The organism is Brevundimonas sp., from assembly GCF_046295075.1.
Lineage (GTDB): Bacteria > Pseudomonadota > Alphaproteobacteria > Caulobacterales > Caulobacteraceae > Brevundimonas.
In genome coordinates this window covers 88922-115705 of record NZ_JBKBOC010000002.1, presented here as the reverse complement: position 1 = coordinate 115705, position 26784 = coordinate 88922, and the positions used below count along the sequence as shown (strand labels likewise).

31 protein-coding genes are annotated in these 26784 nt (G+C 62.5%); 17 read left to right on the top strand and 14 right to left on the bottom strand.

The features are described 5' to 3' along the window. The first annotated feature begins 68 nt into the window (after positions 1 to 68). The 3 genes from ACK4MH_RS02600 (at position 69) to ACK4MH_RS02590 (ending at position 4334) form a co-directional block, all read left to right on the top strand. Positions 69 to 2159, top strand: coding sequence for a glycoside hydrolase family 65 protein (locus tag ACK4MH_RS02600; protein ID WP_409714327.1), 2091 nt, complete (start codon positions 69 to 71; stop codon positions 2157 to 2159). Between the two features lie 479 nt (positions 2160 to 2638). Further along, complete coding sequence (locus ACK4MH_RS02595; RefSeq protein WP_409714324.1) at positions 2639 to 3784, top strand: zinc-dependent alcohol dehydrogenase; 1146 nt, start codon at positions 2639 to 2641, stop codon at positions 3782 to 3784. A gap of 10 nt (positions 3785 to 3794) precedes the next feature. Further along, positions 3795 to 4334 (top strand): hypothetical protein, encoded by a 540-nt coding sequence (locus ACK4MH_RS02590; protein ID WP_409714321.1) that lies wholly within the window; start codon positions 3795 to 3797, stop codon positions 4332 to 4334. A gap of 150 nt (positions 4335 to 4484) precedes the next feature. Here ACK4MH_RS02590 and ACK4MH_RS02585 read toward each other — a convergent pair whose 3' ends face one another. The 3 genes from ACK4MH_RS02585 to ACK4MH_RS02575 form a co-directional block, all read right to left on the bottom strand. After that, positions 4485 to 4931 carry a hypothetical protein gene (locus ACK4MH_RS02585; RefSeq protein WP_409714318.1) on the bottom strand — a complete coding sequence of 149 codons (447 nt, stop codon included), beginning with the start codon at positions 4929 to 4931 and terminating at the stop codon, positions 4485 to 4487. Positions 4932 to 5073: 142 nt separating this feature from the next. Further along, complete coding sequence (locus ACK4MH_RS02580) at positions 5074 to 5268, bottom strand: hypothetical protein (protein ID WP_409714315.1); 195 nt, start codon at positions 5266 to 5268, stop codon at positions 5074 to 5076. Between the two features lie 163 nt (positions 5269 to 5431). After that, on the bottom strand, positions 5432 to 6154 hold the full coding sequence (locus ACK4MH_RS02575; RefSeq protein ID WP_409714312.1) for a Crp/Fnr family transcriptional regulator: 723 nt from the start codon (positions 6152 to 6154) through the stop codon (positions 5432 to 5434). Positions 6155 to 6315: 161 nt separating this feature from the next. On the opposite strand from ACK4MH_RS02575, the gene ACK4MH_RS02570 reads away from it, so the two are divergent. After that, complete coding sequence (locus ACK4MH_RS02570; RefSeq protein WP_409714309.1) at positions 6316 to 6600, top strand: hypothetical protein; 285 nt, start codon at positions 6316 to 6318, stop codon at positions 6598 to 6600. 24 nt (positions 6601 to 6624) lie between these two features. Here ACK4MH_RS02570 and ACK4MH_RS02565 read toward each other — a convergent pair whose 3' ends face one another. After that, entirely contained in the window at positions 6625 to 6876 is a 252-nt protein-coding gene (locus ACK4MH_RS02565) for a hypothetical protein (RefSeq protein ID WP_409714306.1), read from the bottom strand. Positions 6877 to 7286: 410 nt separating this feature from the next. On the opposite strand from ACK4MH_RS02565, the gene ACK4MH_RS02560 reads away from it, so the two are divergent. The 3 genes from ACK4MH_RS02560 to ACK4MH_RS02550 all read left to right on the top strand — a co-directional run bounded on the left by ACK4MH_RS02560 (position 7287) and on the right by ACK4MH_RS02550 (position 9573). Next, positions 7287 to 7634: a hypothetical protein gene (locus tag ACK4MH_RS02560; protein ID WP_409714304.1), complete on the top strand. Its 348-nt coding sequence runs from the start codon at positions 7287 to 7289 to the stop codon at positions 7632 to 7634. A 47-nt stretch (positions 7635 to 7681) separates the two neighbouring features. Further along, positions 7682 to 8320, top strand: a complete 639-nt coding sequence (locus ACK4MH_RS02555) for a hypothetical protein (RefSeq protein ID WP_409714301.1) — start codon at positions 7682 to 7684, stop codon at positions 8318 to 8320. A gap of 164 nt (positions 8321 to 8484) precedes the next feature. Then, positions 8485 to 9573 (top strand): alpha/beta hydrolase family esterase, encoded by a 1089-nt coding sequence (locus ACK4MH_RS02550; protein ID WP_409714298.1) that lies wholly within the window; start codon positions 8485 to 8487, stop codon positions 9571 to 9573. A 217-nt stretch (positions 9574 to 9790) separates the two neighbouring features. Here ACK4MH_RS02550 and ACK4MH_RS02545 read toward each other — a convergent pair whose 3' ends face one another. The 3 genes from ACK4MH_RS02545 to ACK4MH_RS02535 all read right to left on the bottom strand — a co-directional run bounded on the left by ACK4MH_RS02545 (position 9791) and on the right by ACK4MH_RS02535 (position 12417). Beyond that, a complete protein-coding gene (locus ACK4MH_RS02545; RefSeq protein WP_409714295.1) occupies positions 9791 to 10243 on the bottom strand; it encodes a chemotaxis protein CheW in 453 nt (150 codons plus the stop codon). Further along, positions 10243 to 11760, bottom strand: a complete 1518-nt coding sequence (locus ACK4MH_RS02540; protein WP_409714293.1) for a methyl-accepting chemotaxis protein — start codon at positions 11758 to 11760, stop codon at positions 10243 to 10245. The genes ACK4MH_RS02545 and ACK4MH_RS02540 overlap by 1 nt, the downstream gene beginning before the upstream one ends. A gap of 195 nt (positions 11761 to 11955) precedes the next feature. After that, the gene (locus ACK4MH_RS02535) at positions 11956 to 12417 is read right to left on the bottom strand and encodes a MarR family winged helix-turn-helix transcriptional regulator (protein WP_409714290.1); all 462 of its coding nucleotides are present in this window, start codon (positions 12415 to 12417) and stop codon (positions 11956 to 11958) included. A 501-nt stretch (positions 12418 to 12918) separates the two neighbouring features. Here ACK4MH_RS02535 and ACK4MH_RS02530 point away from each other — a divergent pair. Beyond that, the gene (locus ACK4MH_RS02530; protein WP_409714287.1) at positions 12919 to 13371 is read left to right on the top strand and encodes a hypothetical protein; all 453 of its coding nucleotides are present in this window, start codon (positions 12919 to 12921) and stop codon (positions 13369 to 13371) included. Between the two features lie 384 nt (positions 13372 to 13755). Here ACK4MH_RS02530 and ACK4MH_RS02525 read toward each other — a convergent pair whose 3' ends face one another. Then, entirely contained in the window at positions 13756 to 14394 is a 639-nt protein-coding gene (locus ACK4MH_RS02525) for a Slp family lipoprotein (protein ID WP_409714284.1), read from the bottom strand. Positions 14395 to 14547: 153 nt separating this feature from the next. Here ACK4MH_RS02525 and ACK4MH_RS02520 point away from each other — a divergent pair, with 153 nt between their 5' ends. The 3 genes from ACK4MH_RS02520 (at position 14548) to ACK4MH_RS02510 (ending at position 18881) form a co-directional block, all read left to right on the top strand. After that, positions 14548 to 15837, top strand: coding sequence for a tetratricopeptide repeat protein (locus tag ACK4MH_RS02520; protein ID WP_409714281.1), 1290 nt, complete (start codon positions 14548 to 14550; stop codon positions 15835 to 15837). 804 nt (positions 15838 to 16641) lie between these two features. After that, the gene (locus ACK4MH_RS02515; protein ID WP_409714278.1) at positions 16642 to 17301 is read left to right on the top strand and encodes an HPP family protein; all 660 of its coding nucleotides are present in this window, start codon (positions 16642 to 16644) and stop codon (positions 17299 to 17301) included. 1073 nt (positions 17302 to 18374) lie between these two features. Further along, complete coding sequence (locus ACK4MH_RS02510) at positions 18375 to 18881, top strand: hypothetical protein (protein ID WP_409714275.1); 507 nt, start codon at positions 18375 to 18377, stop codon at positions 18879 to 18881. An 823-nt stretch (positions 18882 to 19704) separates the two neighbouring features. Here the strand turns inward: ACK4MH_RS02510 and ACK4MH_RS02505 are convergent. Next, positions 19705 to 20565, bottom strand: coding sequence for a DNA adenine methylase (locus tag ACK4MH_RS02505; protein WP_409714272.1), 861 nt, complete (start codon positions 20563 to 20565; stop codon positions 19705 to 19707). Between the two features lie 170 nt (positions 20566 to 20735). On the opposite strand from ACK4MH_RS02505, the gene ACK4MH_RS02500 reads away from it, so the two are divergent. The 5 genes from ACK4MH_RS02500 to ACK4MH_RS02480 all read left to right on the top strand — a co-directional run bounded on the left by ACK4MH_RS02500 (position 20736) and on the right by ACK4MH_RS02480 (position 22530). Next, entirely contained in the window at positions 20736 to 21008 is a 273-nt protein-coding gene (locus ACK4MH_RS02500) for a hypothetical protein (RefSeq protein WP_409714269.1), read from the top strand. Next, the gene (locus tag ACK4MH_RS02495; RefSeq protein WP_409714266.1) at positions 21005 to 21322 is read left to right on the top strand and encodes a hypothetical protein; all 318 of its coding nucleotides are present in this window, start codon (positions 21005 to 21007) and stop codon (positions 21320 to 21322) included. Before ACK4MH_RS02500 ends, ACK4MH_RS02495 begins: the two co-directional genes overlap by 4 nt. A 243-nt stretch (positions 21323 to 21565) precedes the next feature. After that, a complete protein-coding gene (locus ACK4MH_RS02490) occupies positions 21566 to 21805 on the top strand; it encodes a hypothetical protein (RefSeq protein ID WP_409714263.1) in 240 nt (79 codons plus the stop codon). Between the two features lie 10 nt (positions 21806 to 21815). Beyond that, the gene (locus ACK4MH_RS02485; RefSeq protein ID WP_409714260.1) at positions 21816 to 21980 is read left to right on the top strand and encodes a hypothetical protein; all 165 of its coding nucleotides are present in this window, start codon (positions 21816 to 21818) and stop codon (positions 21978 to 21980) included. 43 nt (positions 21981 to 22023) lie between these two features. Continuing rightward, a complete protein-coding gene (locus tag ACK4MH_RS02480; RefSeq protein WP_409714257.1) occupies positions 22024 to 22530 on the top strand; it encodes a hypothetical protein in 507 nt (168 codons plus the stop codon). A 358-nt stretch (positions 22531 to 22888) separates the two neighbouring features. Here ACK4MH_RS02480 and ACK4MH_RS02475 read toward each other — a convergent pair whose 3' ends face one another. Both ACK4MH_RS02475 and ACK4MH_RS02470 read right to left on the bottom strand, forming a co-directional pair. Further along, positions 22889 to 23506 carry a hypothetical protein gene (locus tag ACK4MH_RS02475; RefSeq protein ID WP_409714254.1) on the bottom strand — a complete coding sequence of 206 codons (618 nt, stop codon included), beginning with the start codon at positions 23504 to 23506 and terminating at the stop codon, positions 22889 to 22891. Between the two features lie 152 nt (positions 23507 to 23658). Beyond that, on the bottom strand, positions 23659 to 23961 hold the full coding sequence (locus ACK4MH_RS02470; protein WP_409714251.1) for a hypothetical protein: 303 nt from the start codon (positions 23959 to 23961) through the stop codon (positions 23659 to 23661). A 158-nt stretch (positions 23962 to 24119) separates the two neighbouring features. On the opposite strand from ACK4MH_RS02470, the gene ACK4MH_RS02465 reads away from it, so the two are divergent. After that, positions 24120 to 24647: a hypothetical protein gene (locus tag ACK4MH_RS02465; protein ID WP_409714249.1), complete on the top strand. Its 528-nt coding sequence runs from the start codon at positions 24120 to 24122 to the stop codon at positions 24645 to 24647. Positions 24648 to 24773: 126 nt separating this feature from the next. Here ACK4MH_RS02465 and ACK4MH_RS02460 read toward each other — a convergent pair whose 3' ends face one another. The 3 genes from ACK4MH_RS02460 to ACK4MH_RS02450 form a co-directional block, all read right to left on the bottom strand. Continuing rightward, entirely contained in the window at positions 24774 to 25424 is a 651-nt protein-coding gene (locus tag ACK4MH_RS02460; protein ID WP_409714246.1) for a hypothetical protein, read from the bottom strand. 195 nt (positions 25425 to 25619) lie between these two features. Further along, entirely contained in the window at positions 25620 to 25997 is a 378-nt protein-coding gene (locus ACK4MH_RS02455) for a nuclear transport factor 2 family protein (RefSeq protein ID WP_409714243.1), read from the bottom strand. 118 nt (positions 25998 to 26115) lie between these two features. Then, complete coding sequence (locus ACK4MH_RS02450; RefSeq protein WP_409714240.1) at positions 26116 to 26742, bottom strand: tyrosine-type recombinase/integrase; 627 nt, start codon at positions 26740 to 26742, stop codon at positions 26116 to 26118. Positions 26743 to 26784 lie beyond the last annotated feature (42 nt).

Here is a 26784-nt window from a genome sequence, read left to right as displayed (position 1 = left end):
GTGCGTCGACATGCAGAGGATGTCCGTCGCGGAGAAGACGGAGCGCCGAAAAATCGCGGAGGTGCTGGATGGCTGGCGCTAAACGGACCCCACAGGACTGGCGGCCGATCAGCCCCGCCGAAGCCGTCGGCCCCCGCGACGGCGCCCTGCCCGCCTATATCGCCAACGGCCTGGTCGGGCTGCGCATACGCGAGATGGCCTTGGCGCCCGGCATGTGTCTTCTCAACGGGGTCGTCGGCGAGGATCCGGAACGCCGGATCGAAGCGGCCTCACCGGTCCCCTATCCGCTGGAGGCCGACGTAGCCGTCAACGGCGTCTGGCTGTCGGATCAGCCGTGGTGCGTGACCGACCTGGCCCAGGCCTACGACTTCGCAACCGGCGAACTGACCAGCCGATGGCGAGCCCGGTTGGGCGGCGTCGAGGTCGCCTTCGAGACGGTCACCTTCGCCAGTCGCACCGCTCCGACCGTGGTGCTGCAGGAGCTGAACGTCCATCCCGACGCCCGCTGCCATGTCCAAATCCGCGCCCGCGTCGCGACAGCAGATCTGCGCGGCCGGGTTACCCGCCGTCGCACCGACACGCCAGGCGAGCCTGAAGTGGCCTGCGACGGGTCGCTGCTTTGGTCGACAGAGGGGAATCTATCGACCTGCGGCGTTGCGCTGATCACCGAGACCGTTCCGGCGGCGGAGCGAGACGTCACGGCCTGGGACGCCAGCGGCCCGCTGCAGACCGCCTATGACCTGGGCATGGTCGGCAAACGCGGCGTGCGGCTTCGTCAGATGGCGGCTCTGGTTCCCTCGCTCGTCCATGACCGTCCGGATGAGGAGGCGGTGCGTCGCGTGGCCCGTGCCGCACAGTCGGGTTTCGACACCCTGCGCGCTCGCAACCGCGAAGCCTGGCGCGAGCTGTGGCGAGGGCGCGTCGTCGCTGTCGGCGCCACACCGGAGCATCAGGGACTGATCGACGCCGCCTTCTTCTATCTGAACAGTTCGGTCCACGCGGCGTCGCCGGCGGCGACCTCGATCTTCGGCCTCGCGACGTGGCGCGACTACACCTACTATTTCGGCCATGTGATGTGGGACATCGAGGCTTTCTGCCTGCCTCCGCTGATCCTCAGCCAGCCCGACGCCGCCCGGGCCGTGCTGGATTTCCGCAGCCGAGGCCTGGCGGCGGCGGGCGCAAATGCCCGGCTGTCTGGCCGACAGGGATTGCAGTTTCCATGGGAAGCCGCCCCGATGACCGGGCAGGAGGCGACCCCGGGCGGCGGCTCGGGCGCGGCGCACGAGGATCACGGGTCCCTGCATGTCGCCCGCGCCTTCGCCCTGTTCGCAGAGGCGACCGGCGACGCGGCCTTCTTGCGCGAAGACGCCTGGCCGGTGCTCAGCGGCGTCGCGGACTGGATCGTTAGCCGCCTGACGCTCACCACGCGCGGATATGAACTCAAGCGCGCCACGGGACCCGCAGAAGTGCCTAACCCGCCCGACAACGACGCCTTCTCCCTGATGCTGGTTCATGACGTGCTGGGCCGGGCCGTCGCGGCGGCGGAGGCCCTGGACCGCACCCCGCCCGAGGCCTGGCGCGCGATAAGAGAGGATCTCTACCTCCCGATCCGGTCGGATCAGGTCATCGCGGCGCATGACGGCTTCCGGGTGGACGAACCGAAGGGAGCGACACCGTCTCCGCTCGCAGGGCTGTTTCCAGGCGACTACGAGGCCGGCGAAGCGGTGGAGCGCAGCACGCTCGACTTCTATCTGTCGCACTGGGAAGCCTATGTCGGCTCGCCGATGTTCCCCGCCCTTTACGGCGCCTGGGCGGCCAGGGCCGGCGACCGCGTTCTGGCGCTGAAGCTGTTCGAGGAAGGATACGCCGCCTACGACGCCGGCCGTTTCCACCAATGCCTCGAATACCGTCCGGACCACCCCGACAGTGAGACTGCCGCCGGACCCTTCTTCGCCAACCTGGCGGGGATGCTGCTGGGCCTGCTGTTCGGCTTCACCGGTTTGCGGACGCAAGGCGATCCGGCGAACTGGCCCGACCGCCCGGTCGTCCTGCCGCAAGGCTGGAAGGCCATCACGGTCGAGCGAATCTGGCTTTGCGGCAAGCCCGCCTCCCTGCGCGCAGATCACGGGGCCGATCGGGCCCTCATCGAATTTCACTGAAAGTGAGATCGACCGACGGTGGGACCGGATCGGCGCTAACGCATATGTATCGGCGTCTTCGGTCCGGAGCGGCAGGCTGATCCCTCTATTATCATCCTGTTCGTCGCCGGCGCGCGGAACACCCTCTTGGCCTAACCGCCGCAAGTTCCGCTGTCGCTGCCGATCATCTGCGCAACCCCGGCGCAACCCCTGTTCGCCATTCCTGGCAGGGCGAACGACTGTGGGCGCTGGGCGGCCTGACCTGCCTGATGTCGATCCTGCTGCACGGCGTGTCGGCCAGCCCGTCACGCGCATCTTCAACCGAAACCAGGGCGCAACCCCGACGGCGACATCGCCCCTACCGAAACGTCCGGTCGGGGCGCGGGGTATAACGCCGCCTGCCCGTCGTCGCTCTCGCCAAAGCCCGGTGTCCATCATCGGACACAAGGAACCGCGCCGTCAAAGGCCTGTTGGTTGTCCTTCAGGACAAGGAAAACCGCATGCTGGCGATGGATTACAGAGGGCCGCGACGGGTCCGGATCGAACACAAGCCGATGCCGGTGATCCAGCATCCGCGCGACGCCGTGGTGCGGGTGACGCGGTCGTGCATCTGCGGCTCGGACCTGCATCTGTATCACGGCATGGTGCCGGACACCCGGGTCGGCATGACCTTCGGCCATGAGTTCTGCGGGGTGGTTGAGGAGGTGGGACCCGACGTCGAAAACCTGAAGCGCGGCGACCGGGTGCTGGTGCCCTTCAACATCGCCTGCGGCCAGTGCCACTTCTGCAAACAGGGTCTGTTCGGCAACTGTCATGAGTCCAACGCCCAGGCCACGGCGGTCGGCGGCATCTTCGGCTATTCCCACACGGCGGGCGGCTATGACGGCGGTCAGGCCGAATATGTGCGCGTCCCTTATGCCGACTTCGGCCCGACGCTGATCCCGGACTGGATGGACCCCGATGACGCGGTTCTGCTGACCGATGTCGTGCCCACCGGCTATCAGGCGGCGGAGATGGGCGGCATCCAGAAGGGCGACACGGTGGTGGTGTTCGGCGCCGGGCCGGTGGGGCTGATGGCCGCGCGTTGCGCCTGGCTGTTCGGCGCGGGGCGGGTGATCGTCATCGACCACGTCGAATACCGGCTGGAGTTCGCTCGCACCTATTGCCCGGCGGAGGTCTATGATTTCCGCGAGATCGGCGACCCGGTCGTTTTCCTGAAGAAGATCACCGAGATCGGGGCCGACGTCTGTATCGACGCCGTCGGCGCAGACGCCTCTGGCAACGCCTGGCACAGCCTGTTCGGCAAGAAGCTCAAGCTGGAGGCGGGCAATGCGACCCCGCTGGCCTGGGCGATCAATTCGGTCAAGAAGGGCGGCGTCGTCTCGATCGTTGGGGTCTATGGGCCCACCGGCAACATGATCCCGATCGGCAATGTCGTGAACAAGGGCGTCACCATCCGGGCCAACCAGGCGTCGGTGAAACGGCTGCTGCCGCGCCTGATCGATCACGTCCAGGCGGGCCGGATCGACCCCAAGGGCCTGATCACCCACCGGGTGCCTCTGGAGGACGTGGCCGAAGCCTATCATCTGTTCTCCTCCAAGCTGGACGGCTGCATCAAGCCTGTCCTGATTCCCAATGCAGAGTGATCGGAACCCCATGACACAGAGCGATAAGGCCAACGCCGCCGCCGACGAGGCCCCAACCGCCGCCTATCCGTTGATCGATCCGACGGCCGTCGTCGGCTGGGGCGTGGACGCCGATCCCGAGAACGATCCGACCTGGCCGATCCGCGACCGCAGCCGCGACGACGGTCCCGGCGCCAACTGGACGCCGCCCATAGCCCAGGTCGCCGGCGTCGAAATCCTTCAGTCGGTGGAATACGGCCGTCGCCCGGCGGTGGTCGGGGAATCGACGCCCCCCGCCGGTCTGTCGGGCATGATGCGCCGCGCGGCCTTTCGCTTCAGCGAAGGCCAGTGGGGCCATTGGCTGCTGTTGATGGGCGCAGACCGCGTGAACTCGGTCGAAGGCCTGGTTCAGGATATCGGTCGCGGCCGGATGCCCAATCCGCTCGTGGAGATGGGGTTCGTCAAATACGAGCGCCGACATCAAGCGGCCTTGGCGACGGCGGCCGTTGTGGGCGTCGCGGTGGCGGGCCTGGTGCTGCTGAACCGGCGGCGTCGCCACCTTCCCTTCTAACCGTCATTAACCCCTAAGAAGCGAGAGACGCCATGGACCCGCAACCCCGCGAAGAAGACCTCGATCCGGAAGACATGGCCGATGGTGATAAAGCCCAGGAAGAGGCGGCGCGCCAACGCGAGGAAGAAGGCGGCTATCAGTAGGTAGGGCCTAACCCCTCGCCCTCCTGAGATCGGCGACCATGATCTTGCGTTGCTTGTCGTGGTCGCAGTCCAGCGTAGCGCGCGCATTGTTCAGCGCCTGCTGCCTGTCATCCATATCAGGGGAAGCCGTCTGATAGTCGGCGTCCAGGCGTTCCAGCGCCGCCTCCAGCTTGGCGATTTTCTCGCGCTTGGCCTTTGAGGGAGCGGCCGATGTCCTCGGCTTGCGCTTCGAAATCTTGCCGATGTCGATGGTCAGGCCGCGCTCGACTACCTCTCCGGGCGAGGCCACGGCGGCGTCATAGTCCGGCCCGCCGCTTAGTTCGCTGGCCAGGCCCGCAGCAAACAAATCCTGTTTAGAGCCCCAGGCCTCCAGCGCCTTGGGCCGTGAGCTGGTCGCCACCGAGAAAGCACGGAAGCCGTCCGACCAGGTGAAGACCTTAAGCCTGGGCGCCATGATCAATCCTCCCAAGTCTTCCTCACACAACGAACGCGGTTTGTGGGGTCGCCTCGAACCTCTCATACCGAGTTGTGCGCGCGGGCGAAAAACATTCTTTGCCGCATGAAAGTCTGACATTACCGAACTGCCCAAGCGACCGTCAGCTGGTAGTCTGGCTATGCGTCAATGTACCCAGATAGTCCTCGTCGGCGAAGATGTGGGCGCCCAACGCCCTGTGCTGATCGCAAAGGAGACGGCGCGCGTATTCACCGGCTTCTTCAAGCGTGTCGACCGGCATCGGCTCCATGTACGGAACATTGCAGCCTTCGAGTTCTACGAAACAGAAATAGATCATCCGACATCCCGGAGTCCGCGAACCAAGAGCGCGGCGGAGGCGCCGATCGCTCTGTCACCCGATCAATCGGGCGGCGGATTACCATGGCATGGGCATCCTGCAGGCCGTCGAACATAGGTTGGTCAGGATGCGCAAATGCGCAAAAGCACCCGATACGGCGGATTTAGATCGCTCGTCGCAGTCGCCGATGCAGATAGTTCTCGTCGAAGCCGGCGATGCGGATCAGCTTAGCCGGGTCCTCGATGATCAGACTGCCGCGTTGCAACGTCATCGCTTCGCTGGATCGCAGCTCCTTCATCACTCTGTTCAGGTGGACCGGAGTCATGCCCAGCGAGTCGGCCAGCATCGTCTGCGACAGCGGCACGGCCAGCCGGGGTTCCAACGTCAGGCCGATATTCCGCGCCCTGAGATAGAGCTCGCACATCAGGTGCGCCACGCGTTCGATGCTGGCGCGCCGCCCCATGCTGGTGATCCAGGCCCGCATCGTGCCTTCGTCGATCAGTTGCGCCAGATACATCGCCCTCGCGATACCGCGGTGCTTGTCCATGATCTCGTCCATATCGGCGCGCTCGATCGTGGCGACGGTGGCCGGGGTGATCGTTTGGATGCTGTGGTCCATTTCCGCCAGCAGGCCGACGTTCAGGTCGCAGGAGTCGCCTGGCATCAGATAGGCCAGCACCTGACGCGACCCGTTCGGGAGGATCTTGTACCGGCATGCCCAGCCGTCAAGCATCACGAAAACGGGACCAGGCCGATCGCCCTCCCGGATAAGGTCGTATTTAGCGGCATGAGTGCGCGGTGCGCCCGTCGCCGTGGCAAGGGCGGCGACTTCCGCAGAGGATAAGCTGGCAAAACCGCTCAGCTTGTCGATGAAACGGTTGCTCATTCCAACATCATTCCACAGCCAGTGATCGAGCGATATTGTTCATTGTTATAGTCAAATGTTAATATAGGTGATAGTTGGAACGTCTCGGTCCGCTACAAGCCGTTCAGTCGGCGGGCGCGGTATCAGCTCCATCGGCAAAAAGACCGATCGGAGAGATCTTGATGTCTTCTGACACATCCAATGATAATGTTTACGTCGCTAGCGCCGCCACCGGAAACAACACGCATGGCCGCGCAGCCATACTTTTGGTCGAGAGCTTGATCCACGGGCTGATTGCACGCGACATCATTACGGTGGCGGATGCAGTGGAGATCGTCGACGTCGCCGCCCAGGTCACTACCGATATCTCCGATGATCCCAACAGCTCAGCAGCGGGCGTTTGGGAGCCTGTCGAGCTTCTTAACGCAATCGGGACCAGTCTGCGTTTGGATCAGCCTCACGACTGAAGGCTAAACCGCTTCCGCGATGGTTCAGTGGATCATGCCCTCGTCGTGCTGCGGTTCGCAGTTGGGCTCCGACAGCCGAACGAGCGCGGCGATTCCATTTGCGTCGATACGCATGATCATCGTCGATCCGTCCCACACCTCGGCGCGCGTCGCGACTAGGTCGTGGGCGAACAGGCTGCGAAGGCGATCTGCCAGGTTTTCCGACGCGCAGGTGACAGGGACGACCAGAGGCAGAACCAACCCGTCTGCATAGACGTAGATTCGGAAATCGGTCACGGCTCTCCCCTCTCTCGATCGGGGAACGGTGGCACAACCTGAGCATGGTCTATCAAACATAGATCAGTGTATGGCCGCTCTAATCTGCTGACGTCGCGTGAGGACTGATCAGTGCTCCGGCTGGAGCGCCCTTCAGACGCAGAGACGCTCTGCCGGAATACGCAGCGTCGCGATCAGCCAGTCCTGTTTCCATTAGAAATCGACCGACCCGGTTCCCGATCTTCACATCGAGACGATCCGGCCCAGCACACGGGACTTCCGCTAGCGGCGCTGCCCCTCGCGAGCGTCCGCCTGACCCTGCGCCAAACAGCGCCCGCCCACGGCGGGAATTTCCAAATCTAACAACCTTGGCATTCGGAACGAACCCGGTCGGCGGCCCCTTTCGATGGACCACTTTGAAAGGAAGCACCATGTTGAAAGCCGCCCTCGCCCTCTCGGCGACCGCCGTCCTTCTGACCGCCTGCGGAAACAACGATCAAACCGAGGCGCCTGTCGAAGGCCCTGCCGTCTCTTCCGCCGAAACACCGATGAACCCTGCCGTCGATACGCAGGAAACATCCGAAAAGGCCGCCCTGACACCCGGCGCAAACTCCTTCACCGAAGGCCAGGCGAAGGAAGCGATCGAGAAACAAGGCTACGTCGTCTCCGGCCCCCTGATGCAGGACGATCAGGGTATCTGGAAGGGCCAGGCCAGCCGTGCGGGCGGCGAACCCACCACCGTTTCAGTCGATTACAAGGGCGTCGTGACGCCCCAATAATCGCAACCTAATTTCTGATCCTCTCAAACATTCCCAAGGAGCCCCTCATGGCGACCGTCACTCGGCTGTTCGACAGCCACACCGAAGCCCTCGACGCCGTTTCGAAACTCGAAGCCGCTGGCGTTTCCCACGACAAGATCAGCATCGTTTCGAACAACGCCGACAACTGGCATGCTGGATCAGGCGACCACAAGGCACTCCCTCTTGGAGACCGTAACGGCGACGGCGAGAATGATGTCGCTGACGGCGCCGGCAAGGGCGCGACCACCGGCGGTCTGCTCGGCGCAGGCGCAGGCGTCCTTGCCGGCCTCGGCATGCTCGCCATTCCGGGCCTCGGCCCGGTTGTCGCCGCCGGCTGGCTGGCCTCGACGGCGGTCGGCGCAGCGGTAGGCGCTGCAGCCGGCGGCGCGACAGGCGGCCTGCTCGGAGCGCTGAAAGAATCCGGCCACAGCGACGAAGAAGCGAACGTCTATTCGGAAGGTGTCCGTCGCGGTGGCACGCTCGTCAGCGTCAAGGCCGACGGCGACGAGGCGCAGCGGATTCAAGCGATCCTGGACAGCAGCCGCGGTTATGACGCCACCGCGCGCGGCGAAGCCTATCGCCAATCGGGCTGGTCCGGTTTCGACGCCGACGCCAAGCCCTACACCTCGGATCAGATCCTCGAGGAACGCGCCCGCTATCGATAAGCCGGTCTCGCTACCCGGCTGAGCCGAGTGGTGGTGATCAGAACGGCCCGGTGTCCTCGACGCCGGGCCGTTTGCCGTGCGGTGTGAGATCGCAGTCCGCGATCTTCAGTAGATCGCGACAACATCATAGAAGTTGGGCCGGGCTCGCCGGACAAGGATCCGCCATGCATCAACCATCCTCGTCCCTCATCCCAGATGGATTTTCACGAAACGGCGCGAAGGATGGGGCGAAGGGGCGGCGGCTAAGGGTCGGTAAGGTGTCGCCTAATCCGGGCGGTTTAGAGCGCCTTGAGTTTGCACCGAAGGGGTTGCCCGCCGGCGCACCTCTCGTTGTAGTTCTCCACGGATGCACTCAGACTGCAGAAGCCTATGCGTCTGGCGCCGGTTGGCTGGACCTGGCTGAGCGCCACGGTTTCGCGGTCCTCTGCCCGCAGCAGGCTGCAACGAACAATCCCAACCGCTGCTTCAACTGGTTTCTTGAGAGCGACACAGCACGGGGCTGTGGGGAGGCGGCTTCGATCGCGGCCATGGTACGCGCCGCGGTGTCGGATCATGGAAGCGACCCTGGCCGCGTGTTCATCACGGGCCTTTCGGCAGGCGGGGCCATGGCGGGTGTCTTGGCGGCGACCTATCCCGAGCTGTTCGCCGGCGTCGGCATCATAGCTGGCTTGCCGTATGGCGCGGCATCCACAATGGGGGAAGCGTTTGCGGCCATGACAAACCTCAGGGCACGGACGGCTTCGGAATGGGGCGACACTGTGCGCGCTGCGTCCGCCCATCAAGGGCCTTGGCCGAGTATTTCAATCTGGCACGGCGATGGCGATATGACCGTCCGGCCGGCTTCAGCCGAGGCGCTGGTCGCGCAGTGGACGGATGTGCACAGCCCGGCCGAGGCGCAACACCGCCAGTCCGCTGACGGCCGAGCTTTCGAAGCTTGGGTCGCATCGGACGGCCGCCAAGTGGTCGAGTTGCACCGTATCGCCGGCATGGGACACGGGACGCCAGTGCAGACCCGCGGACCGCAAGCTTGCGGAGCCGCGGGGCCGTTTCTCCTCGACGTGAACGTCGGGTCCAGTCGTGAAATGGCGCGGACCTGGGGTATCCTGAACGAAGACGAACGGCTCGCTCACGATTTGCCAGGCCAGGATGCGATCACCAATTCGGCGGACAGGCCTGCGCGAGAAACGACCGTTCAAGACCGCGTGTCCCGCACAATAGAAGAGGCCCTGAAGGCCGCAGGGTTGCTGCGCTAGGTCAGAAAGCACGGTCGCCCGGGAGGGCCGGTTCGGCGGCACCCCCCGCAGTCAATCTTCCTTGGATTGCCCTCAGGCGCAAGCCGCTCAGCCTCGCCCGGTTCGGAGCGTCCGTAATGCGCCATTAACGGACTCTGGGGCCGCTCCAGTTTCCTGACATTAACGGCTTGCCGATGGCGAGGACCCTCTCGTCGGACTCCCACCAGCGTCACGAGGCCTAAGCCGCCTCGCGCATCGGGGGCAGCAGATTGTCGAGGTCGAGCAGGCTGATCAGGTTGCTGTCGACCGCGAACACGCCCGACACGACGCCCGGGCCTTGCGCCTCGCCCATGTCCGGCGGGTCCTGACGGGTCGCGTCGTCCAGTTGCATGATGTCCGAAACGCCCTCGACCAGCAGGCCGACGGTGCGCTCGCCGCAGCGCACGACCACGATGGCGTGACGGGCGGACGGCTCTGTCGAAGGCAGGCCCAGCCGCGAGGCCAGGTCGATGATCGGCAGCACCGTCCCACGCAGATTGACCACGCCCTTCATATAGGCCGGAGCGCCGGGCAGCGGCGTGGTCGCCGTCCAGCCGCGGATCTCCAGCACCGAGGTGATGTCGATGCAGAAGGCCTGTTCGCCGACGCGGAAGCCGACCAGTTCGCGATGTCCGGGCGCGCGGGCGGTCATCAGAACTCTTCCCAGTCGGACTGAACGGCGGCGGCGCGACCGCCGCCGACGGCGATGCGCGCCCGAGCCGGCGCGGCCTGGGCGCGGGCGAAGCTCTCGATCCGCGCCTTCATCTGTTGCACGGGAGCCTTTCGGATCGGCGTCGGCGCTTGAGCAGCGACCTGGCTGGTCTCGAAACGTCCGACCAGTTCGGCCAGTTCGGCGGCTTCGCGGCTCAGGCTCAGGCTGGCGGCGGTCGATTGCTCGACCATGGCGGCGTTCTGCTGGGTGACCTGATCCATCTGGTTCACGGCGGTGTTGACCTCGGCGAGGCCGACCGCCTGTTCCTGTGTCGAGGCGCGGATTTCGCTCATCAGGGTGGTGATTTCCTCGATCCGGCCGGCGATGCCGGTCAGGGCCTCGCCCGATTGCCGCACCAGAACCACGCCGTCCTTGACCTGACTGGAGCTGGCCGAGATCAGCGTCTTGATCTCCTTAGCCGATTCCGCCGAGCGCTGGGCCAGAGCCCGGACTTCCGACGCCACGACCGCAAAACCGCGACCGGCCTCGCCGGCACGGGCGGCCTCGACCCCTGCGTTGAGGGCCAGGAGGTTGGTCTGGAAAGCGATCTCATCGATGACGCCGATGATCTGACCGATTTCATTGGACGAGCGTTCGATCTCGCCCATGGCGGCGACGGCCTTCTGGACGACCACGCCACCGGTCTCGGCCTGGGTCCGACTTTGGGTGACCACGCTGTCAGCCGCCTGGGCGTTCTCGGCCGTCTTGCGGACGGTCGCGGTGATCTCGTCGAGGGCGGCAGCGGTCTCTTCCAGGCTGGCGGCCTGTTGTTCGGTGCGGCGCGACAGGTCTTCGGCGGCGCTGCTGATCTCGTTCGCACCCGATTGCATCGATCCCGCATTGAGCCCGATCACACCGACAGCCTCGTCCAGCGCGCCCATAGCGTGGTTGAAGTTCTCGCGCAGAACGGCGTAGTCGCCGGGAAAGTCTTCCTGAATACGATAGGACAGATCGCCTGCCGCCATGGCCGACAAACCTCGCGCCGTGCCTTCGACAACGGCGGCCTGAACCTGGGCGGACTGCCGATCCGCCTCGGCGCGCCGCTCACGTTCGTCCTCGACTGCCGTCACGTCCATGGCGAACTTTACGACCTTGTAGGGACGGCCATCCTTGTCGAGGATCGGATTGTAGCTGGCCTCGATCACCGCGCGCTTTCCGCCCTTGCCGTAGCGGACGAACTTGTCGGCGACGAACTCACCCGCATTCAACCGACGCCAGAACTCGGCGTAGGCCGGCGTCTGGGCCTCAGCAGGATCGACGAACATCCGGTGGTGGCGGCCGACGATCTCGCCAAGGTCGTAACCGACGACCGACAGGAAGTTGGGGTTCGCCTCCCGGATCGTGCCGTCCAGATCGAACTGGATGACGGCCTGGGAGCGCTCGACCGCCGCCATCATGCTGCGCAGCTCGATCGTTTCACTTGAGCCGACTTCTCGACGCTTGAAGATGTTTCGCATGGCCTCTTTCGCTCCAACCCGAACCCCGCGTTAGCCGTCAAGGATTACGATAGCTCTTCGAGGTGCTTTCCCCACTAAGGACCCGATCCGCCACTTTGCGGCGTCGTCGCGTCGAAGCTGAAGCTCTACGTTTGGATGTGACCGCCCGGCGCAATGCTGTGCCCGCTGCGAGCCTGCTCACCATACGCACACGCATCAGTCTGCGTAAGCGTGATCGCCCAAGGTGGTGCCGGTATTGCAGGCGTCTTGGCGCAAATTCCTATCCAATAGAGCGAGCGTGTGGAGCGTTTGGGAAAGCTCCGCCTGCGAGAGGCCTACGGTAGTTCGTTGGCGCAGACAAGCCAAGCATCCCCCCCAGATGGTCAAAGCCTCGACTCCAGCCGCACTGAGACGAACGAGATTCGCGCGCCGGTCGCCGATGAGGGCGGACCGGTCGATCATTCCTTTTTTCAGCAGGTTGCCGGTGCGCTTTGAGAGCACAGGCTCCGATAGAGCAAGCGCAACAGACAGTTCCTTTTGAGTCATGCCTGTCGCGTGTTCTTCGAGAAGCAAGAGCACAGCGATCTCGCTGCCGCTTAGGCCTGATTCAGCCAGCGCCTCGTCCGCACGCGCTATCCATCGCCTGCTGAAGCCTACAACCGCATAGGCAAGCCGCATGACCAGTTGGTCGTGCGCTACATCGGCCGCCGCTCGCGCGGTGGCGTCTTTTGGGGAGTACGACTCGCTCAAGTGTCAAAAATCCCTATGGGTCAGATCCCGCTAAGCGCTCAGATACCGATGGGAGCACGTTGCGACAGGCCGAATGCCCCCGTTTCGCGCAAATCCGTCGAGCTTGGCGCAGTGTGTGCGAGACTAGTTTAACGAGCCTGTACCGGCGAATGCCGAAATCTACGCATGGACTTTCGTCGTGTTCAACGCATCGTTGGACGGGGCCCTGTACCTTGGCCTCCCTCGACTGCGACAAGTACCGGTGAAGCTGGCCGTAGACGCTGCAAATCTAACGGCTTCGAACGCGTGTGCCCGCCTTTCGCAGTGCATGAAGAAGGCACGTTCGTTCATGCTTTCGTACGGCTGCGGTCGGCCAGCCTTCCGGCTGGCATAGACACCGGTTGTGATGACCCTGCGGCCGGTGACGATGGTGCGGATGGGAGCTCCGCATTGTGTGGTGATGTCGTCTCTCATGTCGGTGATCGGCTGGGCGAGAAGTCGAGCGCCCTGCAGGTTGCCGCAACCATTGTAGAACAGTACGGCAAGACCGTTGGCACCGCCGCTCGTCTCGACAAGACGGCGGACCGGGTCCGTCAGCTTGTCTTCGGTGAGGAGGAGCCGATTTCGGTTTGGATCAAGACCTCCGCTCCACTCGTTAGCGCCCCGAGCGACATCAAGATCGGAATGGCGGGACGTCGCGCGGCGTCCACCTCGACCTTCGCGCCCTCGTTCATTCACACGACTTCGGCCTGGTCGTCGTACAGTCTTTGGATGAGCTGCGGCGAGTGGCTCGCTAGGACCGGTTGGCGCCAGAAGCGGGCATTTCCTCTCTACCTGGAAGCAGACTTTGTGGGTCTCGGCTTTTCGTTAGCGAGCAAGCCACCCTTAGCCGTCTCGGCCTGACTGCGACCGTCGACCACCCCAAAACCCCAGCCCGGCCCCCAGCGCGAAGAGTACGCCAGGGACGCCGATCAGCATGCCCACCCAAAGCAGCGGCTATGTCGCGAAAGCCTCTCCAGATTTCAGTCCGAGGTAGGCCACGACGACCGATGCAAAAGCCAAGGGCAGGCAGCACCAGCCTATCAATGCGCGCCTGCGAAAGGGGGCGGTGCGAGCGCGGCTGATCGCGACTCCGCCCAGTGCGCCAACGGCAAGAGCGATCATCACAAGGCTGAACACAGACGCACCTCTCGTCGTCGGAAATTAGAGCTGAACTTTGCGCAGCGGGGCTGGCGGGGCTGCGTGGGCATTCTGACGATCCCAAAACGCCGCAACCGTGGCCATCCCTCAGTCGATGATGTCGGTTTGCGGATCGAGAAAGCCGTATTTGCACTCGGGGCTGTCGTCGCCCGAAAGACAATCCGACCACCGGAACAGGTTTTCGATCTGGACGACCGGACCGGTCCTGTCTCCGCCCCCGGAACCTATGTCGGTCGTGCCCGAGATGCGACCGATGATCGTGACATTGGTCAGCTCATGAACCAGCCTCGGGTCGTACGGGCCCGCGGCGCAGGCTTCGAAGTGTTGGTAGGTTGGCGTGTTGGTCCAGAGAGGCTCACCGTTCTCACCGCTGCGGGCATAAAGTATGGTCAAGCACACGCCCTGATCGATTGTGGTGATCCGCTCGACCGCGCCAGCCCAACGGATGCGCTCGCCACGGTGTCGCTCCTCAACTCCCTGATTAGGGCTCAACGCAGCGACCGAGACTGTCTTTAGGACCTCAAAGTCGTCGGAGGCTGAGCCTGCTTCCGAGGACGCGAGCGCGGACGCGGCGTAAGGCCCTGACGACGCGAGAGGCGGCTTCACCGTCCGAGAGCCGTCCGACGCGACCGGGTTCGGGGACGTAACGCATCCCGACAAGACCGCACAGCTGAGGAAAACACCTACGTTCATTCTGCTCGACATCTTGAGGAAGCGAATTTTCATTGAGCATGCACTTTCGGCTTGGGCAGATGCGCGCGCAATCATCAAACCACAGGTCGGCGGTCGCCGCACCCTTGAACGCCTGCCTATACGGCGGTTGGTATTTTGGTCCAGTGCGTGCAGCATCGGGCCCTGACTGCGGCAAGGGTTGATGTGATGGTGCGCACGACACGACAGTTTAAACAGAAGACCGTCGGCTCGATTGTGTCGCACGCTTTGGCTTGCGCGCTGCTCGTCGCGGGCGTCTGCACGTCGAACGCCGTCGCTGCGACCGAACGTTCGGGCCAGGACGTCTTCCTCACCTGTCGAATCGAAGGGCGCGATCGGCAGGCATCCGTATCTCTCAGTGATATCGGCGCAACCTATCGCTACGGCCCTTCGTCGTCAGAGCCGGAGCTGACCCTGTCGAGCCCCTTGGCCGATCTCGACTATGTCCGCCACAACGGGCCGGCGGGAACGGTCGACGAGATCCTGACCTTCGCGAATGGAGACACTACCTACCGATTTGAGACAGGCCTTCGCAACGGCGCCCAGCGCGATTCTTCCGCCCTTCTGCCGTTCGGACACCTCACCATCAGTCGCAACGGCAGCGAACTTGCTCGCCTGCCTTGCCGTCCCGACACGATTGAGCGCGCACACGACCGGCTGCTGGCGCGAATGCGCGACATCGGGCGGGAGCGGGCGTCGGACGGCGTTGGCTTCCCAAACTATACTATTCATGACCTCGCGCCCGCATCGGCATCTCCGCCTTGCGAGGTGGAAAACAACGTCGACACCTGCTGGAGCCGCGGCGTCAGCGCGGCACGGGGCGGCGACCTGAAGTCCGCGCTAGAACACTACGACATGTCCTGCGCGGCCCGCATCATGACTGCAGGCTGCTACGAGGCCGGCAAGCTGTATCTCCAGAACCGCCAGCTGCGCGATTACGTGCGGGCCCGGCAAAGTCTCGTGCGCACCTGCGACGGCGACGATTCAGGTCAGGGACCCTACGCCTGCAAATACCTCGGCTGGATGTACCTCACGGGAACCGGCGTCGAGCGTGATCTAACCCAGGCCTTCGTCGCGCTATCGAAGGCCTGTTTCCTGCACAACGACGCCATCCTCATCGACGGGGAAGGCTGCCACTTCCTCGGCCAGGTGATTTTCGCGACACGGGCCCCATCCGTCCGCAGCGAGACGAACGTCGACTACCTTGCTTTCCTGTCGTTCGCACAGGGGTGCACCGACGAGGCTGAGACGGTTTGCGACGAAGGCCGCGCCCTCCTCCGGCGGGCGCAGGCGAGCGCCGCGCCCTGGATCAAGCGTTGCGATCGAAACGTCGGCCATTACGGCGACATAGGCTCATGCGCGGAGCTGCTCACCATCTCGGCGGACTACGACGCCCGGCAGGCGATGCGGCGACAGCTCAAGTCGCTCTTCAGCCAGGCCTTAGCCGCCCCGGAATAACGCCCTGGCGCTCATCGCCATCCTCCAGATTGTGACGGTTGCTCGCGATAGGTGCGTGCGATAACGTCAAGGCTGAGCCTTTCGGCTCGCTCTAGCGGGGAGCTAGGGCCGGAGGTTCCGCAGATGCCCCGGCCAATCTTCAAAATTTGCCAAGCCATGCAGTGAGGCGATACGGCAGAGCTGTCGCGGCTCATGCCCGAACTGCGTCACGCGGCCCGGCTGGGCGAGGACACATTCGGCCGGGCCGCATTACAGCGACGGGGGTTGCGATGGATGACGGGACGCTGGAGCGGCGCGCTATGGGGGCTGAGCAACTGGTCGCCGCCAAGATCACCGAGTTCGGTGCCCACTTGACGGCAGGCGACCGAGCAGCGGCAGAGCGAGCGCGGACGGAAGCCCTTGCCGCCTTGGAGGTTCACCTCGACCTAACCGATCTGTTGATCAGTCAGACATTCGCGTAGGCCCTGATCATACGTAAGAGCACGCTTGCCGATTGAGCGACTCGCGTAATCTAAAAGGTATCCGGGAGGGATTATTGCGGGGCTTCGATCGGCTCGCATCCCCGGCAGGCGCGATCCGCAACCGCTGACGATAACCGTCACAGCCGGGACCTGAACAGACATGCGTTTCATCGCGATGGGGATAGGCACACCGACGGTCCGCTTTCCACCCAAGCCGATGACCAATAGGTCGGCCTCTTGCTTGGATTTCGATGCTCTGTTCAGCACCTTCGCAATGACCGTGGTCAAGCATTGCAGACGGGCAATCCCTGTGTGAAACGCCCAACGAAAGCAGGAAGTCGCCATGCAGCTATTCCGTCCCATCCTGCCCGGCACGACGATCATCGATCGTGTTGTCGCCTGCATCGGAGCCATAATCGGGATCGGGGCGACCGGGCTCGCCGCTCGATGGATGCTGGGATCGGACAGCCCAGCGTCCTTCGTGATGGTCGCATCAATGGGAGCCTCCGCCGTTCTCGTCTTCGCCGTTCCCGCAAGCCCTCTTGCACAGCCTTGGCCTGTGCTCGGCGGCAATGTTGTTTCGGCTGCCGTAGGCCTGGCGGTCGCCCACCTGATCGACGACCCTATGCTTGGCGCAGGAATCGCCGTCGGAGCGGCCATCGCGATGATGTCGCTTCTTCGCTGTCTACATCCCCCAGGCGGAGGTACGGCTCTCATCCCGGTGCTTGCCGGCATCGGCGCACCAGCGGCGAGCTGGTTGTTTCTGCTTTTGCCGGTCGGGCTCAACGCCGCGCTTCTGCTCGGCGTCGCCTGGCTCTTCCACCGCTTCTCGGGGCACCGTTACCCGAGGGTCGTCCAAGTCGCGACAGCGCAAACGTTCTCAATCAACGACGACGACATCACCTACGCTCTCGCCCAAATGCATGAGCCTCTGGACGTAAATCCAGGCGACCTGCGTATCATTGCAACACTGGCTGCGGAGCACGCGCGAAGTCGGGAGTGAAATGTCCGCCACCCGCCCCTAATGCTGCACACGTCCGCTTTGAAGGACGGGCAGCCTCGAACGGAGGCTATCTCCCGAAAGCGGACCCTGCGAATGTCTCAGCTGAGTCACGAAGCGACATTGAGGTCTTCCCAGTCGGCAATGTCTGAGTTTGACTCATCTCGGCCAATCCGAGAGTCCGCTTTAGGGACGGATGGTCGCCACGCCTGAATGTCCGCTTGTGGATCGGATACCTTCGTCGCAAACCGACCCATAGGCGACCTCAATTCGGAACCTTTGCCGCCCGCATCATGGATCATGTCTTGCGTCAGGGTTGCGCCCGGCCGGATGCCGACAGCCAAGCCGCTTTGCGTCGTTCCCGATCTGGGCCCGTAGCCCCGCAAGCCGTCGAATTAGGTCTGGTCCCGAGAATATCTCCGACGCATTCGCCGTAAGCTCGTGCGAACACTCGAACTCTGGCATTCACAGGTCTCTGAACCGTTCTGGCCTGCGCTTGCTGTCCGCCCCCACCAGGAATGAACTGAGTGACGGTCTCGGTCTCATAAGGACCTTGGCTATTGGCTTTTCGCAGGAATGAGGCAGACACTTCAAAGTTCACCTGACGACCGTGCAACCCGTTCTGAGCGACAAGATACATCGCATACTGCGCGGCCACGTCCCCTTGGTTTGCGGCCCTCATTGTACCGGTCAGGTCATTAGACGTCGCTAGATCAAAGGCGTCGAAAGCCTCTTCCCCATACGGCAGAGACGGATCTTCATTCGGTTCAACTTGGCGGAAAGCACACAGCAAAAACGCAGCCAAGAGGACGGTTGTCGTCGTCGAGCAGCGGATGGCTTGTTTCATATCTCATGTCCCGACTGAGCTGTGTGACACACATTTCTGAAGTCTAGCTTCTTTTCAAGCCCCTAAGCAGATGTCCGCTCCCTACCCCTTGCCGCAGTTCGGCGCGTCCGCTTTTGGGCTTTGGGGCCGATGTCCGCTTTCCGCGCTGGTGTCGATGTCGTGGTCCGACCCATTGCGGACTTTCAGGGTTGCGATAACTTTTGGCTTGGACAGCAGGGGATGGTGCGCGGTGAAGCCCACAACATTTTTCTTGATCGGGGCAGTCATCCTAACCAGCGGATGCGCGAGCACATCCGCTTTAGACGAACGTGGTAATCGCACAGCTTTCTGGGGCGAACGAATGGCTCGGATCGGACAACCCGCTCGCGGCGACGTGCTGTGCTTCGAACCTGTTGGCCAGTTCGAACTTGCTGATGGCGAAACCGTATCAAACAGTGCCGCAGGGGTTGTGACGATCAGTAGTCCACGCGGCGAGTTCACGATCCACCCCAACACTTTCGACCAACCGGCTCCAGAGCCTGTAGCGTTGGCGAACCGCGATATGATGGGTGGTTTCTATCGCTACCAAGAGCCAGGAATCGGCTACCTGATCACTGTCGCCAATCCAGTCCAGGAAGGAGAGTTCCCGGTAGCTTGGATCGAAGGCCCAGCCCTGACCGGCACCGCAACCGACTCTTCAATCTATTCACGGTTTGGGTTCGGACTGTCTTCGGACGCATGCCCTGATGGCTCGTGAAGCCATCAGACTAAGATGCGATTGTCGTTCGGGGGTCCGCTAACCACCCCTCTCAGACATTGGCCCCGCCCGCTATCCTGACGCCGCCGATTTAGGTGTGCGTCCGTCAGCAGGCGCGGCGAGCGACGCCGACCACAAGGGTATGGGTGGCGAACCTGTGGTTAGACACCATCGCAAAAGCTATTGATTTATATGAATAATAAGATAGTTTTGGCGACCCAGGAGGGAGGCCCCCAACTGTTTTATTTCAACCCGTTATGGGTGTCTAACCGTGCCTCTGGTCACAAGGTGACCACTGGTTTTGCGCCGCAGTGTCTAACCCGCTCAAGCAACTATCGCATCAGCGCCGACCCTCCGGAGCGCTTGCTGAGTCATCCCCAAGCCGCCGGCAATTGTCCGCCGCTAATCGGTTGCGGTTAACGTTTTTCTGGGTTGCGAATCGAATTCCGGGGCATATTGGCCCTGCTCGGGGTCACTCGGGCCTTGAGCGACGGCGGCGGTTCGCTTGCCGCGCTTCGAGCAGAGGAGTTTCGCACGATGAAAATCGGACGAAACGCAGGCACGGGACGGTTTACGCCGGTTCGTGTCGCCCAGGCAAAACCGAAGACCCACGTGGTCGAAACGGTGAAGCCGGGTCCCAAAAAGCGCCGCTAGGCCTTTTTGGGGTCGCCAGGGTCGCTAGCGTGATGCAGCGGGTCTGACGAACGGAGGGAGAGGCGGTTCCATGGTTGGTGCCTGAGGAAGCCGTCTCCCCTCCACCTCGTCACGAACGTGACCGGTCCTTCTTGATCTGATGCGCCGAAGTTGGCAAGCGGCAGCGAAGTCAGAACAACGAAGCTTGCGAAGCCGCTGGCGCCAACTCGACACCTTTCCCGACCAGCAGCTCGGCCGCGCCTGGCGCATTGCCGCCCTGGACCGAGTAGGTCGTCTTCACGGCCTCGATGTCGGACCAGGCGAACATCTCGCGGATCTCCGGCCGGTCGTTGATCGACAGCAGGAACCGCCCCTCGATTCCCTGCAGCTTGTCGGCCATCCGCTGGAAGTCATCGCGTGAGAACATGCCGGCGCCGTAGTCGGCTTCGCCGCCCCAATACGGCGGGTCCAGATAGAACAAGCTGCCGGCGCGATCGTAGCGCGTGATGAAGGCAAGCCAGTCCAGGTTCTCGATCACCACGCCGGCCATGCGGTCATGCAGCTGGCGCAGGCGCGGTTCGATCTTCGTCAGGTCGAAGTTATGGGCGCTGGTGGGGCTGACGCCATACGACCGCCCGGCGACCTTGCCGCCGAAGCCCAGCGTCTGGAGATAGAGGAACCGGGCGGCGCGCTCGATGTCCAGCAGATCGCCGTCGGGAGTCTCGCGAAGCCGTTCAAACTCCGCCCGCGCCGCCGGCCGCCAGGCCAACTCATGGATCAGGGCGTCAGGGAATCGCTGCGCCACACGGAACAGGGTCACGACGTCGCCGCTCAGGTCGTTGATGACCTCGACGGCCGGTCGGACACGCCGACGCAGGAAGACGCCGCCCATGCCGATGAACGGCTCGCAATAGGCGTCATGGGGCGTGGCGGCCAGCACGCCGCAGATGCGGCGCGCCAGATGGCGCTTGCCGCCCAGCCAGGCCGTGGGCGGCTCACAGGGCGCGACGGGTCGCTGATCGACAATGAGAACATTACGAGAACAATTCATTTGCGAAGTCGCCTTTTGCACGAGTAGGAGTCCCCGGCTCGCGTGAGCGGGGGCGGCGATCAGCCGAGCGGCCGATCGGTCCTGGTCGTGCGGGGGAACGCCCGCAGATCGACGCGCTGCAACGCGCCGATCCCGCCCCGGACGGGGACGGAATGAAGAGGAGTGAGGGTATGCCGATCGACAAACCGGGTTCGCCACGACCCATGCCGCTTTCGGAGCTGATGGAGCTGGAGGCCGAGCTGGCGGCGAACGGCGTGCGCAATCCGCCACCGCACCCCAGCCTGCCGGCGACGCCGGGACCGGGATCGAACGTCACCTACATGTCAAAGGAAGAAAACGACCGCTTGGTCAGCGCCGCGATCGCATCTGGGCTAGGCCGTTTCCGGGTGTCCGAACATGATCACCGCATGGCCTTGGAACGCACCAGGCGCGCTCAGCGATGAGCCGGCACAAGGGCATGAGCAGCAAGGCGGCCATCGACGCCGACGACCTTCGCGAGATCGTCGATTGCCACCGCCGGATCCAGCGCATTCACGCCGGCCTCAATCACGCCTCGCCGCAGATCCTGCCGCTGATGGCCGCCTCCGCAACGCTCAAGGCCTGCTGGGCCGAGTTGAGTGGCGCGGTTATTCTCGGCGGCTGGGCCTATCCGACCGATCTCATGCCTGCGGACGGCCTGGCCCCTGGCGCAGATCGCTCGGGCCAGCCGAGGGAGAAGACGCATATGGACACATCGATCTTTGGGAAGCGGGACTGAAACGACAAAGCCGCTGCCTCCGGGAGAAGGCAGCGGCTCGGCTTCGTCTGAACCATCCACCCAGGAGGGCTCAAACGCCACAACCATGCAGGGCCATCGCAGTTCCGAAAGTCCAAGAGACGACAAAGCCGCCGCCTTACGAGAAGACGGCGGCCCGGGGTCGAAACTGACCGCTCTTCGCAGACGGTCAGACTCCACAATCGCGGAGGGCCGTGTCAGGTTCCGATCCGGGAGGATTGAGCCATGGGAACACGGAAGACCCTCATCAAATCGCAAGCTGGCGTGCAGCTCCAGCGCATCGAGCACTTAGCCGGCCAGCAGAAGGTCGTGCAGTCGTCGTGGCGATTGTCCACGCTGCGAGCGAACCAACCGCGCTCTTTCGCCGACGAGGCGGCGGCCGAGGACGCGTTCGACATCGAGGTCATCGCCTCCCTGACCGACCCCATCATCATCGACATGCAGCGGCGCGGGCTGCTCGACTAAGGATCACTACATGACGAAGAATGACCTGATGGCCTGGCTGCCGCTTGGCGCTGGCGTGGGCGGCGGCGTCGCCATTGGCGCGGCGACAGACAACATGGGGGTTTGGCTGGCGATCGGCGTTGCCGTTGGAATGGGCATGACCGCGGCCTTCTGGCGAAAGCGCAGCGACACCTGATGGAGGACATCCCCGTCACCCACCGCCCAACGAACGATTATTCTTGATCATGATCGCAGCCCTTGTCTCTGCCCTGAGCCTGCAAGTCGCTCCCATCCCGCCGGCCCTGCCGCAGGATCCGGGTCCTGAGCGTCGCGCCGCTGCCGCCGACCTCTTCCCGCGACAGGCTTACACATCCGAATACCGCCACGGCATGAACATGGCTGCTGCTCGCCTGTCCGGTGAAGTACTGAATTCACGTGGCGTGAACCTGTATGACCGTGACTTCCGCCTGTCGGACCGCTTGGCGGCCAGGGCAATTGCATCGCCTGACGCACTTATCGAACAGGCGATACAGTGCGTTTCAGAGCCGATCGCGCAAACGCTGAGCATCCCCGATCTGCTGGCGCTCAAGGCCTTTGCCGCTAGTGCGGAGGGTCGTAACTTCTGGTCCCTCTACTTTAGGAACCTGAACTGGATGGGGTGCTTCGACCGGCCTGTCAGGGTGTTCCTGGCGCCTTTCGTCGAAGAAGATCTTGCTGCTGTAATCGCTGAGACTCCGCTGAAATGATGGGGATAGGCTTGAGCGCTGCGCTGCTACTCTTTTCCCAAGACGATGAACTCCTTCGTATGTTCATTCAGTCGAGCGCTTGGGCGCGGGTACTGACCGCAGCTGAAGGACAGCCTGTCCGAGCCCGAGACGTCAGACGCGTGACCTGCGTAGGAATGGAGATGCGGCAAATGCTCTGTAGTTGGGAGCAACGTTCGGTGTGGCGTTGGCACCAACGCAATCGGTACGCAGAATTCAGGGGCGCTAATGACATCAGGCTCCTCCCGCACGAGACCTCTTAAGGCCGCTGGTCGTTAGCTTCTCGACCTACCGACCAACATCCACTTTCGGTGCCGGCTCCTAAGGCCGCAATCGACCCTTATCGGACATCCGGAAACCCGGTCTGGGCCGCCGTCCGCTTCCGACTCAGTCGCCCGATCCCAATGCCTCCGATGAACGCACAGAACGCGATCAGCCCGGCAATGATTAGCGGCAAACGATCTTGCCTTGGCGTCTCCATCCACAACGTCGTTACCTCGCCCGGATCGAGTTGGTCGATTACCCGCGCCTTCAATGCCTCGTCGCGAATGTCATTCGGTCCCAGCATTCCGCGAACAGCCAGCCGGTCATTCTCGCGGCTGCCGTAGAAGATTCCGACCCTGTCGAAATCGGGGAAGGCGGCGCGATCACACGACACTTCAAGCCAGTTGTGGTCGTAGATGATTACGCCGGTCCCGGCGTCGCCCTTGAATGAAGTTCTAGGCTCCACTCTCACTTCAAGGCCACGGTCGCTCTGGATGAGCGCGACCACCCGCCCAACGAATATCGTATCAGCTTCAGCCCAGTAGGTATCCTGATTGGTGCGCGACAAGCGTTCGTAGGCATGTGCTTTGGTCTCTCCGGGATTACGGGGAACCTGATAGTTGCAGGCTTCTGCTGTGCTGGCCGTGAGCCAGCAAAAGACCACGAATCCGAAGATTGAAATGGGGCGAAGCATCCGCTCATCCTTCGACACCCAAGAGGCTGCGGTCAACGTCAACTTGCCACCCCTAGCTGACGTGGACGGCGACTGCTTTCCGGCCCGACGGGCAGCGTCCGCCTTCGGCGCTGGAACCTAGGGCCGAAATCGACCCGTTGCGGTCATCGTTGTCACTCGTCTTTGCCAGCAACCTCGAATAGCGGAGATTGAGATAGGGCATTGAAGATGGCTGCGAGGTGAGTTGGGTCGGTAGTCCGCAGACCGGACGTGTAACCATCCCAGTCCAAAATGACTTCGCTGCTGCCAAGACTGTAGCGCCGCATTTCCTCTAAGGGATTCCCAACAGACATTATTTTCTCGGCCCCGAGTCCGAGCAGGGCTTTTTCGACGGGCTCTAAGTCGCCAGCGTCGTAGTTGATAAGATCAATTGTGTCAGCACGACTTTGCAGCCGCATGCGGATCGGTTTGGTCATGTCGCTGAAGCTGCCCTATGCCTTGTCCGCTTTCCACCCCTAGTCGTCGTTCGCCGTGTCTGCTGTCGGACACTATCGGCGAGGTCCACTTCCGGCACCTGACGCTAATGCCGAAATCGACCCGTTGCGGAGATTGGCTCGACCTATAAGTTGTGGGCATGAAACACGCTATCGCGCTCGCAACGGCTGTTCTTTCGTGCGCGATTTCAGGCTGCGGACAGGTCAGCAAAGGATCGAGCGATCCATCATACACCGCATCCTTCAAGGTCGAGGCGGAGCAGTGCACAACCTATTGCCGATTTGTGATCGTTCGCTTGAGGGTCGAGAACACCGGCAACGAAGTTCTATGCGTTCCGAGTGTCTATTCTGACAGTAGCGGTTCAGCTGCACTGAACCTCACGGATCAGGCCAGCGGCGAGCCCATCAACCTTACGCGGTCTTACGACCCGGACAGGTTTCATAGCATCCGCTACCGAGACGATATGCTGGACTTTTTTGACCTGCCTCAAACAGTCGTTCAACCGGGCAGCCATCACGATTTTCGGCTGACGTTCGACGGCGATTTCGAGCTTCGGAATCAGTCAGCAGATGCCATGCTCCGGCTCGTCGCTTTTCGTTGCCGCGCAACCTCCGCCAAACCCGATGCCAAATTTCAGGACCTACGTTCCGAAGTGGTTTTCCATTAGCAAGACAAGGTCCGCTTACCACCCTTAGCTGACATCGACCGCGACCGTTTTCCGGCCTGGAGGCCAACGTCCGCTTTCGGCGGCGAAGCCCAAGCCTGAAATCGACCCTAAGCCGACCTTCAGCACCTATTTGTTCAGATGGTCAGCCGAAGGCTTAATGAAGGTGCGAAGCTTGGTGTCGATACCGGTCGAAATTCGCCACAACTCAGCTTGATCGACTACGCCGTGATGCTCCCAACTCGCTTCTACGAAGACGCCCTCGACAAGGAAAGCTATTCTGCAAATCCGCGAGGCAGCTCCAGCTTGGCAGACAATGAGAGGCCACTGTCGGTCTGTTGTGACGATTGGGTCATCTTCTCCCCCGCCTGCCTTAAGCCTAGAAAATGCATACCAGTTGGGTGACTTGGGGATGCCGTTTGGATCGAGCATTTCATCGACCCTAGAAGCGATCAAAGGCCTAGCCTGGGGTGAAAAAACGCCTTCGGGACGCTCCCCAAATGGAGGTGAGGTCCATCGCATTCGCTCCATCATCAAAACTCGAAAACCCCGCACGCTGTCTCCGAGCGCGGGATCCTTCTGCCTACACCCATAGGTTAAGGCTGCCTCACCGAGACTGAGGTTGCAGAATTCAATGACAGCGGTTTGTTCACCCGCACTAGCCGTGAGGATATCTGCTCGTCTTGCGGCTTCAAAAGTGAAGGAGCCGAAAGCCATCTGCGCCGGACTTTCACGACAAGAACCTAAAACACAGGCAAGTGTGCCGACGACGACCAGCAAAGTTGATCTCAAATCCATAGGCCTATCGTAGCATCAAAGATGTCTTTTGGCTTTCTGCCTGCCCGGAACAATGGCCGCTCTCCACCCCTAGCCGACGTCGACCGCGACCGCTTTTCGGTCTGCGGGCCACTGTCCGATTTCCGCAGCGAAGCCTAGGACTGAAATCGACCCATTGCGGATGTATGACCAGCAACTTCAGCTTTCGTCGACGATTAGCTCAATCCTATCGTCGCGAAGCCTGAACAGTGAAGCGCCGACGAGACTCAGCGACTGGCCTTTTTTCCAACCGTTCGGCAGGTCCGCACCAACGACCGCAGAATAGTCGACTTGAATGACTGTCGTGCCTGCGACGCTGATCGCGTTCGTTACGGATTGGCATCGGGTTTCGAACGCGGAAACGCCAACCAGCGCCAGCTCTCGGAACTCGTCTCGACCTCGAGTTTGCGCTGTGACAGCGCCGTCCGACAGGTTTGTGAAGGCTACATCTTCGGTGAGGCAGTCGAGCATCCCGTCGACATCCATACGATTGTAAGCGTCGATGTAAGCTGCGACGGCGGACGGAAGAGGGTGCATCTCAGCCTCCTATTTGCACGGGCCCAGAAAGCATCTTTGGCTGCCGAATTGAAGTCTGCTTTCCACCCCTTCAAGACCTTGGGACAGTCCGCTTTCCGGCGGATTGTCCCAAGCTGGCTTAGAGGTCTATCTGCTCCGAGATCTCCAGCGCGTCATCCACTTCGATGCCGAGATACCTGACAGTGCTCTCCAACTTCCCGTGGCCAAGCAGTAGCTGGCAAGCGCGGAGATTGCCGGTCTTATTATAGATCAGCGCCACCTTTGTCCGTCGAAGGCTGTGGGTGCCATAGGCGCTTGGATTCAAGTCGATTGTCCTCACCCAAGCATCGACCAGGCGAGCATACTGTCGAGTGCCTATGTGCTTTCCATCTCGGCTGCGGCTGGGGAACAGCCAGTCGTCACGCCGTCGTCCTCGGCGCTCCAACCAGTGAGCCAGAGCGTCTCTAGCGGCCTCCGTGATCTCGAACGGCACGGGTCGGCCGGTCCTTTGCTGGATGATCGTCGATCGCTGCCGAATGACATCGCCTTGAGCAACATCACCGAGCCGAAGCTTCACCAGGTCACAGCCGCGTAGTTTGGCGTCCAACGCGATGTTGAACATTGCCAGATCCCTGACCGAGCCGACCGACTTCAAATGCTGTCGGATCGCCCAGATGTGCTTTGGCTTGAGAGGCGCCTTGGCGCCGGTCATTCGACCAGCGTTCCAAGGTTTGCGAGGTATACGAAACAGATCGGGCTGGCTCATGGCCACCTCCCGCGATCGACGCCCCCGTCGCAGAATACGCCC

Excerpts from the sequence above, each read along its gene's own strand:
- ACK4MH_RS02525 (WP_409714284.1), bottom strand. The coding sequence starts at position 14,394 with ATGAAAATTCGCTTCCTCAAGATGTCGAGCAGAATGAACGTAGGTGTT.
- ACK4MH_RS02475 (WP_409714254.1), bottom strand. The coding sequence starts at position 23,506 with ATGCTTCGCCCCATTTCAATCTTCGGATTCGTGGTCTTTTGCTGGCTC.
- ACK4MH_RS02500 (WP_409714269.1), top strand. The coding sequence starts at position 20,736 with ATGCCGATCGACAAACCGGGTTCGCCACGACCCATGCCGCTTTCGGAG.
- ACK4MH_RS02600 (WP_409714327.1), top strand. The coding sequence starts at position 69 with ATGGCTGGCGCTAAACGGACCCCACAGGACTGGCGGCCGATCAGCCCC.
- ACK4MH_RS02545 (WP_409714295.1), bottom strand. The coding sequence starts at position 10,243 with ATGACCGCCCGCGCGCCCGGACATCGCGAACTGGTCGGCTTCCGCGTC.
- ACK4MH_RS02595 (WP_409714324.1), top strand. The coding sequence starts at position 2,639 with ATGCTGGCGATGGATTACAGAGGGCCGCGACGGGTCCGGATCGAACAC.
- ACK4MH_RS02590 (WP_409714321.1), top strand. The coding sequence starts at position 3,795 with ATGACACAGAGCGATAAGGCCAACGCCGCCGCCGACGAGGCCCCAACC.
- ACK4MH_RS02495 (WP_409714266.1), top strand. The coding sequence starts at position 21,005 with ATGAGCCGGCACAAGGGCATGAGCAGCAAGGCGGCCATCGACGCCGAC.
- ACK4MH_RS02535 (WP_409714290.1), bottom strand. The coding sequence starts at position 12,417 with ATGCGGCTTGCCTATGCGGTTGTAGGCTTCAGCAGGCGATGGATAGCG.
- ACK4MH_RS02455 (WP_409714243.1), bottom strand. The coding sequence starts at position 25,997 with ATGCACCCTCTTCCGTCCGCCGTCGCAGCTTACATCGACGCTTACAAT.
- ACK4MH_RS02505 (WP_409714272.1), bottom strand. The coding sequence starts at position 20,565 with ATGAATTGTTCTCGTAATGTTCTCATTGTCGATCAGCGACCCGTCGCG.
- ACK4MH_RS02465 (WP_409714249.1), top strand. The coding sequence starts at position 24,120 with ATGAAACACGCTATCGCGCTCGCAACGGCTGTTCTTTCGTGCGCGATT.
- ACK4MH_RS02580 (WP_409714315.1), bottom strand. The coding sequence starts at position 5,268 with ATGATCTATTTCTGTTTCGTAGAACTCGAAGGCTGCAATGTTCCGTAC.
- ACK4MH_RS02555 (WP_409714301.1), top strand. The coding sequence starts at position 7,682 with ATGGCGACCGTCACTCGGCTGTTCGACAGCCACACCGAAGCCCTCGAC.
- ACK4MH_RS02560 (WP_409714304.1), top strand. The coding sequence starts at position 7,287 with ATGTTGAAAGCCGCCCTCGCCCTCTCGGCGACCGCCGTCCTTCTGACC.
- ACK4MH_RS02520 (WP_409714281.1), top strand. The coding sequence starts at position 14,548 with ATGGTGCGCACGACACGACAGTTTAAACAGAAGACCGTCGGCTCGATT.
- ACK4MH_RS02470 (WP_409714251.1), bottom strand. The coding sequence starts at position 23,961 with ATGACCAAACCGATCCGCATGCGGCTGCAAAGTCGTGCTGACACAATT.
- ACK4MH_RS02575 (WP_409714312.1), bottom strand. The coding sequence starts at position 6,154 with ATGAGCAACCGTTTCATCGACAAGCTGAGCGGTTTTGCCAGCTTATCC.
- ACK4MH_RS02490 (WP_409714263.1), top strand. The coding sequence starts at position 21,566 with ATGGGAACACGGAAGACCCTCATCAAATCGCAAGCTGGCGTGCAGCTC.
- ACK4MH_RS02540 (WP_409714293.1), bottom strand. The coding sequence starts at position 11,760 with ATGCGAAACATCTTCAAGCGTCGAGAAGTCGGCTCAAGTGAAACGATC.
- ACK4MH_RS02485 (WP_409714260.1), top strand. The coding sequence starts at position 21,816 with ATGACGAAGAATGACCTGATGGCCTGGCTGCCGCTTGGCGCTGGCGTG.
- ACK4MH_RS02515 (WP_409714278.1), top strand. The coding sequence starts at position 16,642 with ATGCAGCTATTCCGTCCCATCCTGCCCGGCACGACGATCATCGATCGT.
- ACK4MH_RS02550 (WP_409714298.1), top strand. The coding sequence starts at position 8,485 with ATGCATCAACCATCCTCGTCCCTCATCCCAGATGGATTTTCACGAAAC.
- ACK4MH_RS02450 (WP_409714240.1), bottom strand. The coding sequence starts at position 26,742 with ATGAGCCAGCCCGATCTGTTTCGTATACCTCGCAAACCTTGGAACGCT.
- ACK4MH_RS02585 (WP_409714318.1), bottom strand. The coding sequence starts at position 4,931 with ATGGCGCCCAGGCTTAAGGTCTTCACCTGGTCGGACGGCTTCCGTGCT.
- ACK4MH_RS02570 (WP_409714309.1), top strand. The coding sequence starts at position 6,316 with ATGTCTTCTGACACATCCAATGATAATGTTTACGTCGCTAGCGCCGCC.